The sequence below is a fragment of the Sediminibacterium sp. C3 genome (assembly GCF_000508085.1).
In the GTDB taxonomy this organism is placed as follows: Bacteria; Bacteroidota; Bacteroidia; order Chitinophagales; family Chitinophagaceae; genus Sediminibacterium.
The window spans coordinates 1992080-2008656 of sequence record NZ_KI669560.1 but is presented as its reverse complement, the minus strand read 5'-3'; the positions used below and the strand labels follow the sequence as shown (position 1 = coordinate 2008656).

General features: G+C 40.9%; 13 protein-coding genes and 1 tRNA gene. 5 read left to right on the top strand and 9 right to left on the bottom strand.

All coding sequences use genetic code 11. The features are described from left to right. On the top strand, positions 1-189 hold a 189-nt coding region (locus F777_RS18180; protein WP_037369318.1), incomplete at its 5' end, for a hypothetical protein. Between the two features lie 4 nt (positions 190-193). Then, entirely contained in the window at positions 194-595 is a 402-nt protein-coding gene (locus tag F777_RS0109335) for a GreA/GreB family elongation factor (RefSeq protein ID WP_037369316.1), read from the top strand. 280 nt (positions 596-875) lie between these two features. On the opposite strand, the gene F777_RS0109330 is transcribed toward F777_RS0109335, so the two are convergent. Beyond that, a tRNA-Ser gene (locus F777_RS0109330) sits at positions 876-963 on the bottom strand. Positions 964-1044: 81 nt separating this feature from the next. Between F777_RS0109330 and F777_RS0109325 the strand changes: the two genes are divergently transcribed. Then, positions 1045-2883: an ABC transporter ATP-binding protein gene (locus tag F777_RS0109325; RefSeq protein ID WP_026751807.1), complete on the top strand. Its 1839-nt coding sequence runs from the start codon at positions 1045-1047 to the stop codon at positions 2881-2883. 119 nt (positions 2884-3002) lie between these two features. Then, the gene (locus F777_RS0109320) at positions 3003-3458 is read left to right on the top strand and encodes a DUF3276 family protein (RefSeq protein WP_026751806.1); all 456 of its coding nucleotides are present in this window, start codon (positions 3003-3005) and stop codon (positions 3456-3458) included. Positions 3459-3528: 70 nt separating this feature from the next. On the opposite strand, the gene F777_RS16315 is transcribed toward F777_RS0109320, so the two are convergent. Then, positions 3529-5964: a sodium-translocating pyrophosphatase gene (locus F777_RS16315; protein ID WP_051408536.1), complete on the bottom strand. Its 2436-nt coding sequence runs from the start codon at positions 5962-5964 to the stop codon at positions 3529-3531. Positions 5965-6058: 94 nt separating this feature from the next. Next, positions 6059-7264, bottom strand: a complete 1206-nt coding sequence (locus F777_RS16310) for a serine hydrolase domain-containing protein (RefSeq protein WP_161631504.1) — start codon at positions 7262-7264, stop codon at positions 6059-6061. 124 nt (positions 7265-7388) lie between these two features. On the opposite strand from F777_RS16310, the gene serA reads away from it, so the two are divergent. Beyond that, a complete protein-coding gene (serA, locus tag F777_RS0109305) occupies positions 7389-8627 on the top strand; it encodes a phosphoglycerate dehydrogenase (RefSeq protein ID WP_026751805.1) in 1239 nt (412 codons plus the stop codon). Positions 8628-8659: 32 nt separating this feature from the next. On the opposite strand, the gene F777_RS0109300 is transcribed toward serA, so the two are convergent. From F777_RS0109300 to gyrA, 6 genes are all read right to left on the bottom strand, one after another. After that, positions 8660-9376 (bottom strand): copper homeostasis protein CutC, encoded by a 717-nt coding sequence (locus F777_RS0109300; RefSeq protein WP_026751804.1) that lies wholly within the window; start codon positions 9374-9376, stop codon positions 8660-8662. A gap of 20 nt (positions 9377-9396) precedes the next feature. After that, entirely contained in the window at positions 9397-10455 is a 1059-nt protein-coding gene (locus F777_RS0109295) for an isoaspartyl peptidase/L-asparaginase family protein (RefSeq protein ID WP_026751803.1), read from the bottom strand. Positions 10456-10690: 235 nt separating this feature from the next. Then, positions 10691-11239, bottom strand: a complete 549-nt coding sequence (locus F777_RS0109290; RefSeq protein WP_152530899.1) for a hypothetical protein — start codon at positions 11237-11239, stop codon at positions 10691-10693. A gap of 58 nt (positions 11240-11297) precedes the next feature. Then, the gene (locus F777_RS0109285) at positions 11298-12452 is read right to left on the bottom strand and encodes a PQQ-dependent sugar dehydrogenase (protein ID WP_037369314.1); all 1155 of its coding nucleotides are present in this window, start codon (positions 12450-12452) and stop codon (positions 11298-11300) included. A gap of 18 nt (positions 12453-12470) precedes the next feature. Then, positions 12471-13838: a hypothetical protein gene (locus F777_RS0109280; protein WP_152530898.1), complete on the bottom strand. Its 1368-nt coding sequence runs from the start codon at positions 13836-13838 to the stop codon at positions 12471-12473. Positions 13839-13860: 22 nt separating this feature from the next. Beyond that, positions 13861-16548 carry a DNA gyrase subunit A gene (gyrA, locus tag F777_RS0109275; RefSeq protein ID WP_026751799.1) on the bottom strand — a complete coding sequence of 896 codons (2688 nt, stop codon included), beginning with the start codon at positions 16546-16548 and terminating at the stop codon, positions 13861-13863. Positions 16549-16577 lie beyond the last annotated feature (29 nt).

Below are 16577 nucleotides of genomic sequence, written 5' to 3'. Positions count from 1 at the left end.
AATTTTCATAAAAATACCCTTCAGGCTGTAGTTGAACTAATGGAATCCAGTGGATATAAAGAGTTATCGGATATTAAGTCAGCTAATATTTTCAGAAGGATTAGCCAGTTGGAAACAAAATCGCTGGAAGAAATATACTTTAAAGATACCCTGGCAATCTCAACAAAAACCATGTCACAATTAAATTAATTATATGAAGGAATCTACCAAACAATTAATTCTGTTACAGGAAGATTATCAACTCCTGAAGAGCCATACGAGATTAGTAGCCGAAAACGAATCCATAGAATCTAAAAGTGCTCGTAAACTCGCAGCAGAATTGGAAAACAATCCATTGGTATTGGAAAGAGATCTATTTCCGAAAGATGTAATCAGAATTCATTCGGAAGTTACATTGCAAGACTTAAAGACTAAAAAAGAAGTCAGCTTCACATTGGTATTGCCTGGCGAAGCCAATGTTCAGTTAAAGAAAGTATCTATTTATGCTCCCATGGGGACAGCAGTAATTGGATACAAACAGGGGGATGAATTTAGGTGGGAAATGCCTTCAGGAGAAAGAGCCTATACCATCCTGCGTGTAACTAATCCCGAGTAGATTCGCCCACTTGCAGTGGATTAGCTTCGCCCCACTTACAGTGGATTAGCTTCGCCCCACTTACAGTGGATTAGCTTCGCCCCACTTACAGTGGATTAGCTTCGCCCCACTTACAGTGGATTAGCTTCGCTGATCCCAATGGTGGGGGAGGCTCAAAACAAACAGATGTCCGTTCGCCTTCAGCGAACTTTCATTTTTGATATTAGTTCGCTCAGCAAAGCAAGCTTTGCCAGCTTCCTAAAACAAAAATGCCAGCCATTGGCTGGACATCTGTTTGTTTTGGCGGAGAGCGAGGGATTCGAACCCCCGGACCTGTTACAGTCAACAGTTTTCAAGACTGCCGCAATCGACCACTCTGCCAGCTCTCCGCGGCAAAAGTAAGGGGGGAATTTTTTTTATCCAAAACTTATTTTCATTCAAAGCTATATTTGCATCCTAATTGAAAGTTTTTGAAAGAATTAGCCTCATTAAATCATTATTTCTGGAAGTATAGAAAGCGTTTCTTTATTGGGATATTCTTTGTTATTGCCTCCAACTACTTTGCAGTTTTGGCACCACAGATTACCGGATACGTTATCAGTCTAGTTCAGCAAAGGCTTCCTGGCGCCAAGCCAGCTCCTGTATACCACGCAGAAGGAGATATCTTGAACAAATTCATTGCACTGGTTAGCAATAAAGACTGGAGTTTTGGCTGGTTAATTGCCTTTTGCAGCCTAAGTATTTTAGCCATTGCTGTTATAAGGGGGGTACTGATGTTCTTTATGCGTCAGACCATTATAGTCATGAGCAGACATATAGAATTTGATCAGAAAAATGAAGTTTATCAGCAATACCAGCGACTACACACGGCATTTTACAAACAAAACAGCACAGGCGATTTAATGAACAGAATTGCCGAAGATGTAAGCAGGGTAAGGATGTACACGGGTCCTGCCGTAATGTATTTAATTAACCTGATTACACTGATTGGATTTTGTCTGGTAAACATGTTAAGCAAGGACGTGAATCTTACATTAATGGTATTGGCTCCGTTGCCGTTATTGGCCATTACGATATACAAAGTCAACAGCATCATTAATAAAAAGAGCGAGTCCATACAAGAGGATCTTTCCAATTTAACTACCAATGCCCAGGAATCTTATTCCGGAATTCGCGTAATTAAATCATTTGTACAGGAAAAAGCCATGTTCGGATTTTTTAATCAGAACAGTGAAAAATACAAACAGAATGCCATAGGGTTAGCCAAAGTGGAAGCCCTGTATTTCCCCAGTATGGCTTTAATGATTGGCATCAGCACTTTGATTACCATTTTTCTGGGAGGGATGCAGGCCATGCAAGACCCTTCTAAAGTGGGTCTAATTGTTGAATTTGTAATCTATATCAATATGCTGACTTTCCCTGTCAGTGCTATTGGATGGACCGCCAGTATGATTCAACGTGCGGCAGCTTCACAAAAAAGATTGAATGAATTTTTGCAATTGGAGCCTGCCATTAAGGATCATCCGACCGTTTTACCCGATGAAATGGTAACAGGTACCATTGAATTTAAGCAAGTAGATTTCACTTATCCGGACACTGGCATTAAAGCCATTCAGAACCTGAGTTTGCAGATCAATCGCGGAGAGAAAATTCTGGTATTGGGAAAAACAGGTAGTGGTAAATCTACCCTGGCGCAATTGTTATTGCGATTTTATGAACCCGATAAAGGCAGTATTACAGTGGGATCAAAACCGCTGCATATGTACGGCTTACAAAAGCTGCGCCAAAACATCAGTTATGTGCAGCAGGATATTTTCCTGTTCAGCGATACGGTAGCCAATAATATCCGGTTTGGGGTAGCACCCGATACACCCATAGAAAGGATAGAAGAAGCTGCCAAAAGCGCCAGCATTCACAATGAAATCATGGGATTTGAAAACGGGTATGAAACCATGATTGGGGAAAGAGGTGTTACCCTAAGCGGAGGACAAAAGCAAAGAATTTCTATAGCACGTGCATTGATTAAAAACCCGGAAATTATTGTTTTCGACGATTGTTTAAGTGCTGTGGATGCCAAAACAGAAAAACATATTATTGGTCATTTATACAACTACTTACAAGAAAAAACAGCAATCATTATAACGCATCGCATTTTTTCCGGTTTCCATTTCGATCAGATTATTGTTTTGGAAGAGGGAAAAATAGCAGAAAAAGGTACCCATGACCAATTAATGCAACTGAACGGTTATTATGCCGAATTGTACAGAATGCAGCTGGAGACTGCTGCACACCAGAATCCTGAAATTTAGCGTTGCAACACTAAGTAGTGTTTAGCATTTTTGTTGATTATTTGTATGAAATTTTTGGTAATTCCAAAACAACTCCTATTTTTAACCATTAACAAACTGTTAACCAAACACTAATAACTGTGGCGTACGAGAACAATGACAAAAAAATGGAGAGTGTGTACAGCACTCGCATCCGTGCAGGAAAGAGAAGAACTTACTTTTTTGATGTAAGGGCAACACGTGGCAACGATTATTTCTTAACCATTACAGAGAGTCGCAAACGCTTTGACAACAATGGTTATGACCGTCACAAAATTTTTCTGTACAAAGAAGACTTTAATAAATTTATTAAAGCACTGGGAGAAGCAGTAGATTTTGTTAAAACAGATCTAATGCCTGATTTTGATTTTGATGCATTTAACCACGAGTATCCGGAAGGAGAGGGTGAAGGTGAAATCTATGCACCAGAACATGCAGAAGTTAATGATGCTCCGGTTGCTGAACCAGCACCAGCTTACACTCCAACTGCAGAAGCTCCTGCAAATGAAGCTCCTGTAGTAAATGACACAGCTACTGAAGAAGTAGACAAATGGTAGTTTTTCGATTGCTTGCTTACATAAAAAAAACCCCGAAATTTTCGGGTTTTTTTCATGTTCAGTTGTTCAATTATTTCTTGGTTTCTGAGGCTTTTATTTCAATGCCTTTTTCTCCGATGCTCATATAAAACTTCTCGTATTTTTTATAAACATCATCTGATTGTGCAGTACCATTGATAATTAACTTACCATCTTTAATTTGAATATCTACATTCTCGGGATTGCTTACCACACCGTCTGTTTTTAAGGCTTCAATCAGGTCTTTCAAACCATCTTTTTCGCCACTAACAGTTACATTCATTCCTGATTCCTGGCCGCCGATACTGATTTCAATTTTCTTCTCTACTTTGGTTTCAGCAGCATTTGAAGTTGGATGCATATGTGCCAATGTAGGAGCAATTACCAAAGAAACGATTGACATTAATTTGATAAGGATATTCATTGAAGGACCAGATGTATCTTTAAATGGATCACCAACCGTATCACCGGTAACAGAAGCCTTGTGTGGCTCTGATTTCTTGTAATACATTTCACCATTAATTTCTACTCCTTTCTCGAAAGACTTCTTAGCATTGTCCCATGCACCACCTGCATTGTTCTGGAAAATACCCATCAATACACCGCTCACGGTAGCACCCGCTAAGAATCCACCCAATGCTTCAGGTCCTAATAAGAAACCAATCAACAATGGAGAAATAATAGTGATGGCACCTGGCATCATCATTTTCTTTAAAGAAGCTTCAGTAGAAATAGCCACACACTTATCGTATTCAGGCTTGCCAGTACCTTCCATGATACCAGGAATGGTTCTGAACTGACGACGTACTTCTTCCACCATGGCCATCGCCGCTTCACCTACTGCTCTGATAGCCAGAGAGGAGAAGATAAATGGAATCATACCTCCGATAAATAAAGCAGCCAATACATCGGCTTTATAAATATCAATATGTTGATTGTCTGGCATAGCCACACCAACGAAAGCAGCAAACAAAGCCAATGCAGTTAAAGCGGCAGAAGCAATAGCGAAACCTTTACCACTTGCAGCAGTTGTGTTCCCCACCGCATCTAAAATATCTGTTTTCTCACGCACTTCACCAGGTAACTCACTCATTTCAGCAATACCACCTGCATTGTCCGCAATTGGACCAAATGCATCAATCGCCAATTGCATACCTGTAGTTGCCATCATTCCTGCAGCAGCAATTGCCACACCGTATAAACCTGCACAAAGGAATGAACCGTAAATTCCTCCAGCCAATACAATGATTGGTAAGAAAGTACTTTCCATACCAATAGCCAAACCACCAATGATATTGGTAGCGTGCCCTGTAGCAGACTGACGAATAATACTTAATACAGGACGCTTGCCCATTGCTGTATAGTACTCAGTAATGATACTCATTAAAGTACCTACTACCAAACCCACAACGATAGCACCGTATACACCGTTTCTGGTGAATTCAGCACCTCTTAAAGTCATGGTTTCAGGCAATACATATCCTACTAAAAAATAACATACAATCGCTGTTAAAATCATAGAACCATAGTTACCCATGTTCAATGCTTTCTGTACAACAGCCGTATTTAAACCAGCAGTTTCACCAATTCTTACGAATAGGGTACCTACGATTGATAATAAAATTCCGATACCGGCAATCAGCATTGGCAATAAAATTGGAGACAATCCTCCGAATGCGTCTTCCAATCTGGTACCATTAGCACCAGTTACTTCATTACCCAATACCATGGTAGCCAAAACGGTAGCAACATAAGAACCGAAAAGGTCCGCACCCATACCGGCAACATCACCAACGTTATCACCCACGTTATCTGCAATGGTTGCAGGGTTACGGGGATCATCTTCAGGAATGCCTGCTTCTACTTTACCCACTAAGTCAGCACCTACGTCAGCAGCTTTGGTATAAATACCACCACCCACACGGGCAAACAAGGCAATGCTCTCTGCACCCAAAGAAAATCCGGTTAATACTTCAATGGTCTTTAACATACCATCAACATCTCCGTCCGGAGAAAAATATTGTTTCAATACAAGGAACAAACCCCCTAGTCCCAGAACAGCTAAACCAGATACGCCTAAGCCCATCACAGCTCCCCCTGTAAAGGAAACATTCAATGCCTTACTCAAACTGGTCTTCGCAGCTTCAGCAGTACGAACGTTCGCCTTGGTAGCTACTTTCATTCCAATATAACCTGCAGTTGCACTGAAAACCGCACCAATAAAGAAGGAGATAGCAATGCTCCAGTGGCTGTCTTCATTAGACTGAGCCATGAAACCTAATAAAATAGCAACGATTACTACGAAATAAGCCAGGATTTTCCACTCAGCTTTCAAGAATGCCATAGCACCCTCTGCAATATAAGTGCTGATTTCCTTCATTCTGGCGTTACCAGCATCCTGCTTGGAAACCCAGCTAAATTTAATCAAGGTGTAAAGAAGTCCGATGACTCCCATCGCCGGAACGGCATAAAACAATAGATTGTTCATAAGCAATTTGTGTCAGAGTTAAATTGTTAAAGGTTGGCAAAAATAAGGGTTCTAGCCTTTTAGTGCTACATTAAACGCGGTATGGGCATAATTATTATTCCTCTTCCATATCCGGAACCTCAGAATCCGTAAAAACGGAACTCATTTTACCGGCATGCCAGATATTACTGTTGAATTTATTGCCCAGAATAATGATGGTCGCGGTATCTCCTATAATTCTTCTGAATACAGCGTTATTACCATGCCACCAGCCATTATGGTAAACAATGGTAGGATTGGGCGGATCTACATACAAATGCCAGCCTAAACCATAGTTCTTTTTCCCTCTGGTTTCGTTGCTTAAGGGCTCATAAGCCAGCTCCTGTGTTGCCATACTAACAAATTCACCCTGGTACAGGGCTTTGTCCCAAGCCAAGAGGTCGCGTACCGTGCTGTAAACATTCTTATCCCCGTAAACACAATCCAGCTTTTCCAAAGGATAAGGCTTTTTGCCTGGGGTATAGGATGGGATATAGTTACCAGTGTCTTTCATACTAAAGACATACGTGTCTTTCATTCCGAGGGGAGTAAAAACGCTGTCTTTCATGTATTGCGGAAAGGTCTGACCTGTAATTTTTTCAATTACCAGGGCCAGCAAGGCAAAATTGGTATTGTTGTAACTGTATCTTCTGTTGGGCTGAGACTCAGGTGCAGGGCGTGTTCCGGCTAAAAAGCGAAGTACATCCTGATTCGTACTTAAGCCAGTAACACTAACCGGATCTTTCACATAAACAGTTTGCTTTACCCATTTACCCCTGCGGTTCTTTTTACGGGTAGTATAAGAACGGGTACCGGCCATCAACTGATCATATTTCGGAAGCCCGGAACGATGAGAGAGCAATAATTGCAAGGTAATTCCTTTGTAAGGAAAGGAAGGCAGGTATTGCTCTACGGGGTCATCTAATTCCACGCGGCCCTGCTCCATCAGTCTTAAAAGGGTCATGGCCGTAAAAGTCTTACTGATAGAAGCCACATGAAAAGTAGAAGAGGGGGTAATGGGTTCCTTCGTGGCAAAATTGATCATGCCACGATAGTCTTCAAAAACTACTTCTCCATTTTTGGCCACTAAAATAGCTCCATTAAACCCGGTCTTAACCAATTGTTTTTCATACAAAGGCTTAATGGCATTGGCATAGTAGGTTTTTTCACTGGATTTTAAACTACTGAATACAATGGGCTTCCCTTCATTGATGGTATCTTTTGCAGGGGCGGGGGAACCGCTACAAGCCAATAACAAATAACTGAATACGGGAACTATCATCAAACGCTGCATTTATTTTGTATAGGGTTAGATCTTGGGCAAAGATAACTTTACCCTTTGTTTATACAACCAACGTGGAAAACTATGGACTTGGTATACAAGTAGATAACATTATTTTGCAAATATGAGCAAGCAATCGAATACCAGTTATCCCAAAGACCGGATCAATATTCTTTTTTTAGAGAATATCAGCGACAAAGCGGTACAACAGTTTAAACAAAATGGATATATCAATGTGCGCAAATTAAGCGGGGCATTGAGTGAGGCTGAATTAATCAAAGAAATTAAAGATGTACATATTTTAGGCATCCGTTCCAAAACCCTGATTACCAAAAAAGTTTTGGAAGCCGCCACTAAATTGCAGGCGATTGGTTGTTTTTGCATTGGCGTTAACCAGGTTGACCTGAGTGCTGCCATGCAAAAAGGGGTGGCCGTATTCAATGCTCCATATAGCAATACCCGAAGTGTGGCTGAACTGGTAATTGGTGCTTCGGTTATGCTTATCAGAAGAATCCCTGATAAAAATATAGCGGCACATAAAGGTATCTGGATGAAAGAAGCCAAGGGAAGTTATGAATTAAGGGGAAAAACGCTGGGCTTGATTGGTTATGGAAATATTGGTTCACAGGTTAGCGTATTGGCAGAAGCACTGGGCATGAAAGTGCTGTTTTATGATACAGAAACCAAATTGCCATTGGGCAATGCAAGTGCTGCTAAAAACATGAAGGAAGTATTGAACCAGGCTGATATAGTTTCCTTGCATGTTCCGGAAACACCGGAAACCAAATTGATGATTAATAAAAATGCCATCCGGCAAATGAAGCCAGGTGCCATTTTAATTAACTATGCAAGGGGAGAAGTAGTTGACTTGAAAGCATTGGCCAATGCCATTTCTGAAAAGCATATCAGCGGTGCAGCCATTGATGTTTTTCCATGGGAACCGGAGAAAAACGGAGATCATTTTGAAAGCCCGGTTCAGGGATTACCCAACGTGATTCTTACTCCGCATATTGGCGGCTCAACGGAAGAAGCGCAACAGAATATTGGGGAAGATGTCAGCATTAAATTGTTTCAGTATCTGGAGAGAGGAATTACCAATGGATCTCATACCGTACCAGCCATTGGATTACCTCCGATTGAAGGAACGCATAGAATCCTCCATATCCACCACAATGTGCCTGGGGTATTGAGTGCCATCAATACCGCTTTGTCTAATAATAAAATCAATATCGTGGGGCAATATTTGAAAACCAATGAATCCATTGGATATGTGGTGCTGGATATTGATAAAAAATTATCGAAGAAAGCAGTGGAACTACTGAAATTAGTGAAGCATACCATTAAGGTTAGAATGCTTTACTAAACCGTATTATATTTTCAAAGTGATTAAGTCTATTACCCGTTGATGATAGACTTAATTTTTTTAATCTCTTCAGTGTCTACAAAATCAATATCAAAGTCTTCCGGCATCAGTGTGTTTTGATATAGACTTGAGCTAGGCACCCTGGTTCTGGCAGAAGTATGTACTTCTGCAACACCCGCTGTTTCCACAATGCTTTTTACATTGCTGCTATTCAGGCCACTGCCTGGCATGATGATGATGCGGTCATTGGCTTGTTCTACTAAGCTTTTTACAAGAGCAAGTCCATCGGTCACTTTAGGATGCTGACCACTGGTTAAAACTCTTGTACATCCGCACTGGATAATGGTTTCCAAAGCTTCTAACGGATTAATGCAACGATCAAATGCACGGTGGAAAGTAACATCAAGGGGATAAGCTGCTTCCACCAATCGGGCCGTATTTTCCTGATCAATAGAACCGTCCTGGTTCAGTAAACCAAATACAACGCCTTCAAATCCGAGTTCCTTGCAAAGCAGAATGTCTTTTCGGATAATTTCAATTTCATCAGGGGTATGAAAATAATCTCCGCCACGAGGGCGAATCATCGGGAAAACAGGAATGGTTATTTTTTCTCTTACCGTTTTTAAATATCCATACGATGGCGTGGTTCCGCCATTCGCATAATTTTCACATAATTCAATTCGGTCGGCACCCGCATTTTCTGCAGCAACTGCAGTGGCGGTATTGAACACACAGATTTCTAATAACATGGATGGGGATGGTTAAAGCGTTAAATCAAAAACTTACTGTCTACTAAAATATTTTTATCGTCCGCATAACAAACGGCAAAATTGAATCCTTTTTGCAATGCATATCCACCGTAAATGCCTTCTTTGTTAATCGCAATCATACAGGCCTGAATTTCTTTTGCTTTGGATCCTTTTACTTTTAATAATCTTTCAATGGCTTTTTTGCAGGCCATTTCCGGTGACAATCCCTGGCGCATGAACTCCATTACTGTATGTGCACCACCAATACGGATAATATCTTCTCCCTGACCAGTAGCTACAACGGCACCCACTTCGTTGTCCACAAATAGTCCGGCGCCAATAATAGGGGAATCACCAACGCGTCCTCTCATTTTAAAACCCATTCCACTGGTGGTACAGCTACCACTTAAATTACCATTGGCATCCAAGGCAATCATACCAATGGTATCATGGTTCCAGGAACCATCTGACAAACGCGCAGGGGCAGCAATCATTGAATTTGAGCTATTTATAGCTGCTAATTCATCTTGATTATTAGGTCTGTTTTCCTTATTCTCGCGGTTAATGGCAGGCTTGTATTCGCTTTTTTGCAGCCATTTTTTATATTCCCGTTCAGCGCCTTCAGATAAACCTTCTTTTTCCAATGTAAAGCCCTGAGAAAGGGCAAATTGCTGGGCACCTTGACCCACCAGCATCACATGTGGCGTATTTTCCATGACTTTGCGGGCTACAGAAATCGGATGCTTGATTCTTTCCAGACAGGCTACACTGCCGCAATTGGCATTTTCATCCATAATGGAAGCATCCAGGGTCACAAAACCGTCTCTGTCCGGATTCGCACCTAATCCCACACAACAATTCATTTCATTCTCGGTAACTATGACGCCTTGCTCAACGGCATCCAGTGCACGTCCATTGTTTTTTAAAACATTCCAGGCAGCTTTATTGGCCCGGATTCCGGCGTCCCAGGTAGATAAAACAATCGGTTTTTTACCGGCATATTTGGGCGCAAAACCCGCCAGGGAAAAACTACCTAAACCCAGGCTACCAACTTGTAAAAACTTTCTTCTGGAAAACATGAATCGTTGATTTATGATTGAATATTTTTAAAAATAAGCATTGTTTCAATCCACTGCGGCAAATGGGTATAATTTCAAAGACAACCCATAATAATCCACCTAAGCCACTGATAATCAACTAAAATTCAAAATAACTTATTTCTCATAATTAATATTATGTTAAATTGTACACAAGGGAGAAAAGAACTGAGTATCCCATTATTTGAAAAGACTGAAAATTCAGTGTAGCAAAACACTACCAGCTTTTAATATCCCCCACCTTTCTTATTAATGTCCATTTCCCATTTCGTTTATGGAGTAAAATTGTACTACCATCAATTGAGGTATTATCAGAATTAAACCAGCCATATGAAAGAAAACAATACGTAAAGGCCTTTTCAAAAATCGGCTTGGAAATTTTAATACAATTATCACCACTTACCAGCTGTATAGAGTTTTTAAAAGTATACCCAATTTTCTCTCTCAGCGTATCCTTTGTCATCCTTGAAAAAATACTATTTAGCTCTTGCTCACTAAACACACTATGCTCATTTGCATTTTCATACGCTGAATTCAAACTATACAATGAAACCCCCTTAAATAAGTTTGTATTCGAAAGAAATTTTCGAATAAGAATTGTATCGCTTTTTTTGATTATAAAATTTCTAGGATCTGTAAGAATACTATCCTGAAAAAATTGCAACACTTTGATTTTCTCTTCAAGATACCTTGAATCCTGGGCCTGAGTAAATCCTATAAATAAAGAAAGTTGTATAAATAGTATAGAAAGTATCTTGAATTTCATGCGGAGCAACTTACCTATATATATGACGCTATGAGCATCAATTTCCACAAAATGGAGCCTACTCCGCCACCAACCTTACAATTCTTCCCGGTCCTTCTATGGAAACATAAATAGAACCATCGGGTGCCTGGCGAACGTGACGAATGCGGCCAACTTTATCGAGTAGTTTGTGTTCTTTTACCACTTTGTTGTCATTGATTTCAAGGCGGGCTAAATATTGTAAAGCCAGTCCTCCGACCAATAAATTGCCGGTCCAGCTTTTGAATTTCTTATCGGTAATGAATGCCATACCACAGGCACCAATGGACGGCACCCAGTTGTGTATGGGGTCTGTTACCCCTGTCATAGTTGGACTTGCAGAAACGGGTTTGTCGTCGTAATTAACACCGTAAGAAACCAATGGCCATCCGTAGTTGCTTCCAGCTTTGATGATATTGACTTCGTCGCCACCCTTGGGTCCGTGTTCTGCTTCCCAGATTTCTTTGGTAAATGGATTGTAAACCAACCCTTGTGGATTGCGGTGTCCGTAACTGTAAACCGTTGTGGGTGTAGTATTTCCGGACAATACCGGGTTTCCTGCCGGAATGCCTCCGTCCTGGGTAATGCGGTGTACTTTTCCCCATGTGCTATTGACATCCTGGGCATTTTTATTGGGTGAATTCGCTCCTCCATAACTGGTGGCGCCTCCTTCCCCAACACTTACATATAGATTTCCGGCTTCGTCAAAATCAATACGGCTACCATAATGACCGGTCATGGTATTGGCTGAATTGGAACTCAATAAAATTTTAGATTCTGTAATCTGATCGTTTACCAGTTTAAAACGCATCAAATGAAAACTGCCTCCTCCGCCTGGATGGTTACCCGCATAAGTAATGAAAATCCATCCATTGCTACTATATTGAGGGGAAACCCGAACATCGAGCAAGCCTCCCTGACCACTGGTATTAATAACGGGAAGTCCGGATATTTCTGTGATTTTGTCTCCACTTTTTCTGTGGAGTTTTCCTTTCTTCTCCGTGAACAATAAATCACCGTTGGGCAAAAAATCCATACCCCAGATCACTTCATAACCACTGATCAATGGCACTGTTTTCACAGTGGGTTCCACTGTCATTTGCGAAGTATCTTCTACTGTTCCTTCTTTTTTACTGGAAGTACAGGAAACGATACCTGCAAATACAAGGGATAAAAACAGGGTACGGATTGGCATTATAAAACTTGGTTATGCTTATTTGAAAGTTCCGTGTAAAGCATCAAACTCTTTGTACTTGGCTTCATACTGATCAAAAAGCTTGGCATCTTTACCTCTAACACGTCCCATTTTATAGTAATAAATGTTGGCAATAAAGTCAACAGACTTATTCACTACACTCTTTTCGGTGTTGGTTCGGTTTGCTTTATCTTTTAAGATAGTATAAGACTTGGTTAACCACTCTGCAGCGATATCAGTCAATTCCATTGATTTCTTTTCAATGGCTGTATTTTCATTTTTAACTGCATCGGTCTTAGCCTTAAACTCTGCATCAGCTGCTGCTTTTTTCTTCGGATCTTTTACAACAGGCTTGTTGGCATTCAATTCTTGTAACTTCTTAATATTGGCTGCAAACTTCTCATCTTCCATATTGAAGTAGTTGTAGTAAGTTACTCCTACGTTGAAAGCCGCGATGGCATTGTTGTTGTTCTTCTCGTATGCTTTTTTGAAAGCTTCAATTGCTTTACGAGTATATTTATCAACGCTTGCGCTATCCAATGCATCGTCGTTTTTGGCAGTGATGAATACATCTCCAAACTGTAAATATTTGTTTTCAGTTAATTGACCTGCTGCTTCCATCTGATCGTATAATGCGGTTTTACCAGCCAAATCGTAGTTCTGATCGATGTATTCAATTTCGAAATCTTCCCAGTTTTCCTTAGGATATACTTCTTTACCTAAAGCCATGTACTTCTCAAAAGATTCCTTATTCTTTTGCTTGGTATAATAATCTACCATGTACTTATAAATGTCGGCAAAGCCCTCTCCTGTTACTTTGCTATCCGCTAATCTTGAATAGTATTTAGCAGCATCATCTGCTTTCTGCGCATTCTGGAAAGAATAAGCACAGTACAAAATAGAAGTGGTATCAAAGGGTTGTTGAGAACTGGCCCATTTGTTTTTGAAAATATAATCACTGTAGATTACTGCTTTCTCAAATTCCTTGGAAGCTTCATTGTATTTCTTATCCTTGAAGCTATTGATACCTAAGTTGAAGGATGTTGAATACATATCAAAGTATCCATCAGGTCCTTTTTCTTTTGCTTTAGCCAATGTGGGTTCCAATTCAGCAAACTTCTGGAATGCAGCGTGAGCTTCTTCCACTGCATTTGGATACTTGGCACGGGTAGCTTCATTCTGATAGAATGCTGCATAAATACGGGACTTCCAGTAAAAACCTTCCGCTTTATCCTGGTTTTTAGGATTGGCCAATGCTTTGTCCAATTCTGTTTTGGCTTCTTCAAACTTCTTCAATAAAACATTGGTTTCAACTTTCTTGAAATCCTGAGCTGTAGCAACTGTTATCATAGCTACGCTTAACAACAAGGAGAAAAAATACTTCATATGGTTGTTTTTAGTCGTGTACTTAATTTAAAGGTTCTTCATCATTATTACTGTTCAATCCGGCATCTTCATTGGCATCCTTGTTATCTGATGATGCTTCGCTGTTATTAACGGAATCGGTTTGTTCTGGCGTACCGTTTTCATCGGTTACCATCACTTCTTCTTCCTGCTCTTCAATCTGAGAAATGGCTGCAATTTCATCCCCTTCGTCCAGGCGGATCAGCTTCACACCCTGTGTGGCCCGACCTGCTTCCCTGATATCTGCAATACCTGTACGGATGGTTATTCCCGACTTACAGGTGATAATTAAATCTTCCACTTCTTTCACATACAGAATTCCTACCAGGCTACCGGTTTTTTCGGTAACATTAATGGTCTTCACTCCCTTTCCACCCCGATTGGTAATACGGTAATCTTCTATTGCGGTACGTTTACCGAATCCTTTTTCACTTACCACCAATATGGTTCTCTCTGCATCGTCCTTATTTACACAAATCATGCCAACCACTTCATCTTTGGCATCGTCTACTTCAATACCTGCCACACCAATGGCGCCTCTTCCGGTTGCTCTTACTTTTTCTTCAGGGAATCGAATGGCACGTCCGCTTTTTACCGCCATCATGATTTCGCTGGAACCGTTGGTAAGTCTGGCTTCCAATAACTCATCGCCTTCCACAATCGTGATGGCATTCACTCCATTGGCCCTTGGTCTGCTGAAATCTTCCAAAGAAGTTTTCTTAATAATACCTTGTTTGGTACATAACACGATATAATGATTTTGTACAAAATCGGTATCAGAAATATCTTTCACATTAATGATGGCTTTCACTTTGTCATCCCCTGGTAATTGAATCAGATTCTGAATGGCTCTGCCCTTGCTTTGCTTCTCTCCTTCCGGAATTTCATATACACGCATCCAGTAACATCTTCCCTTTTCAGTGAAGAATAAAATGGTATCATGCGTAGATGCTACAAACAAATGTTCAACAAAATCTTCTTCGCGGGTTTTGGACCCAACAGCTCCTCTTCCCCCTCTTTTCTGCTGACGATATTCGGATGCAGAAGTACGTTTGATATAACCCAAATGAGAAATGGTAATCACCACATCTTCATTTTCAATCAGGTCTTCAATGCGCATTTCATCTGCTAAATACTGAATCTCACTCTTACGCTCGTCTCCGAACTTTTCTTTTACTTCGAGCAATTCTTTTTTAATCAGCGCATAACGCAGATCTTCATTCGCAAGTAAAGCTTTCAACTCTTTAATCAGCGCAATTAATCCATTGAACTCTTCAATTATCTTATCACGCTCCATTCCGGTTAAACGCTGTAAACGCAATTCCAGTATAGCTTTAGCCTGAATCTCAGAAAGCCCTTCTACCTGGTTGTACAACTCGGCAGTAAGGTCTGAGAACATGGCTGAATTCAAATACCATCTTTCTTCGCGGCTCTTGGCCATCAAAGCATCTTTGGCTTCTTCCGGTGTACGGCTGGCACGAATCAAACGAATGACTTCGTCTAAATGATCCAATGCTTTCAGGTATCCTTCTAAAACGTGTGCTCTTTCTTCTGCTTTTCTTAAATCGTATTTAGCACGACGAATCACCACTTCCATTCTGAATTCAATGAAAGCTTTGATTAGATCGCGCAGATTCATGATGCCCGGTCTGCCATTGCTTAACGCCACATTATTGATACCATAGCTGGTCTGTAATTCTGTGTATTTAAACAACTGGTTAATCACCACCTGAGCAACAGCATCTTTCTTTAATTCAACCACAATGCGGGTACCATCTTTATTACTCTGGTTCCCAACATCGGCAATACCTTCCACCACTTTATTGATGGCCAGCTGACCAATGCGGTCTGTTAATGTATCACGGCTAACCTGATAAGGCACTTCTGTAATCACAATCATTTCACGGCCATTGGGCTTGGTTTCCACGGTGCATTTGCCGCGAACCACCACACGACCTCTTCCCGTCATGAGAGCCTGCCTTACTCCCTCCATACCATAAATAACACCACCGGTAGGAAAATCCGGAGCCTTTACATAATTCATCAATTCTTCGATGGTGATATCTCTGTTGTCTACGTAAGCCACACAGCCATCTACCACTTCGCTCAAATTATGCGGCATCATGTTGGTAGCCATACCCACCGCAATACCGGACGAACCATTCACCAGCAACTGAGGAATACGGGTTGGCAATACAGTAGGCTCTTCCAGAGAATCGTCAAAATTCAACTGAAAGTCTACAGTTTCTTTTTCAATATCATCCAGCATAGCTTCTGCAATACGCTGCAATCTTGCTTCGGTATAACGCATAGCTGCCGGAGGATCCCCATCCTGGTTACCAAAGTTACCCTGACGATCTACCAGTGTGTAACGCATGGTCCATTCCTGCGCCATACGCACAAGGGTATCATAGATAGCGCTGTCTCCGTGAGGATGGTATTTACCCATTACTTCCCCCACAATACGGGCAGATTTCTTAAAAGGCTTATTGCTGTTATTGCCCAGCTCATTCATGGCATACAATACCCTGCGGTGCACGGGCTTAAATCCATCTCTTACATCTGGCAAAGCTCTTCCAACAATAACCGACATCGAATAATCGATGTAAGCCGTCTTCATTTGTTCTTCAATATTGACCTGAATAATGCGGTCGTTATCGTTGGTTTGTTCCGGTAATAAATTTTCTTCCATTGGTACTTTCGGGTTCTTCTTTTTAATCC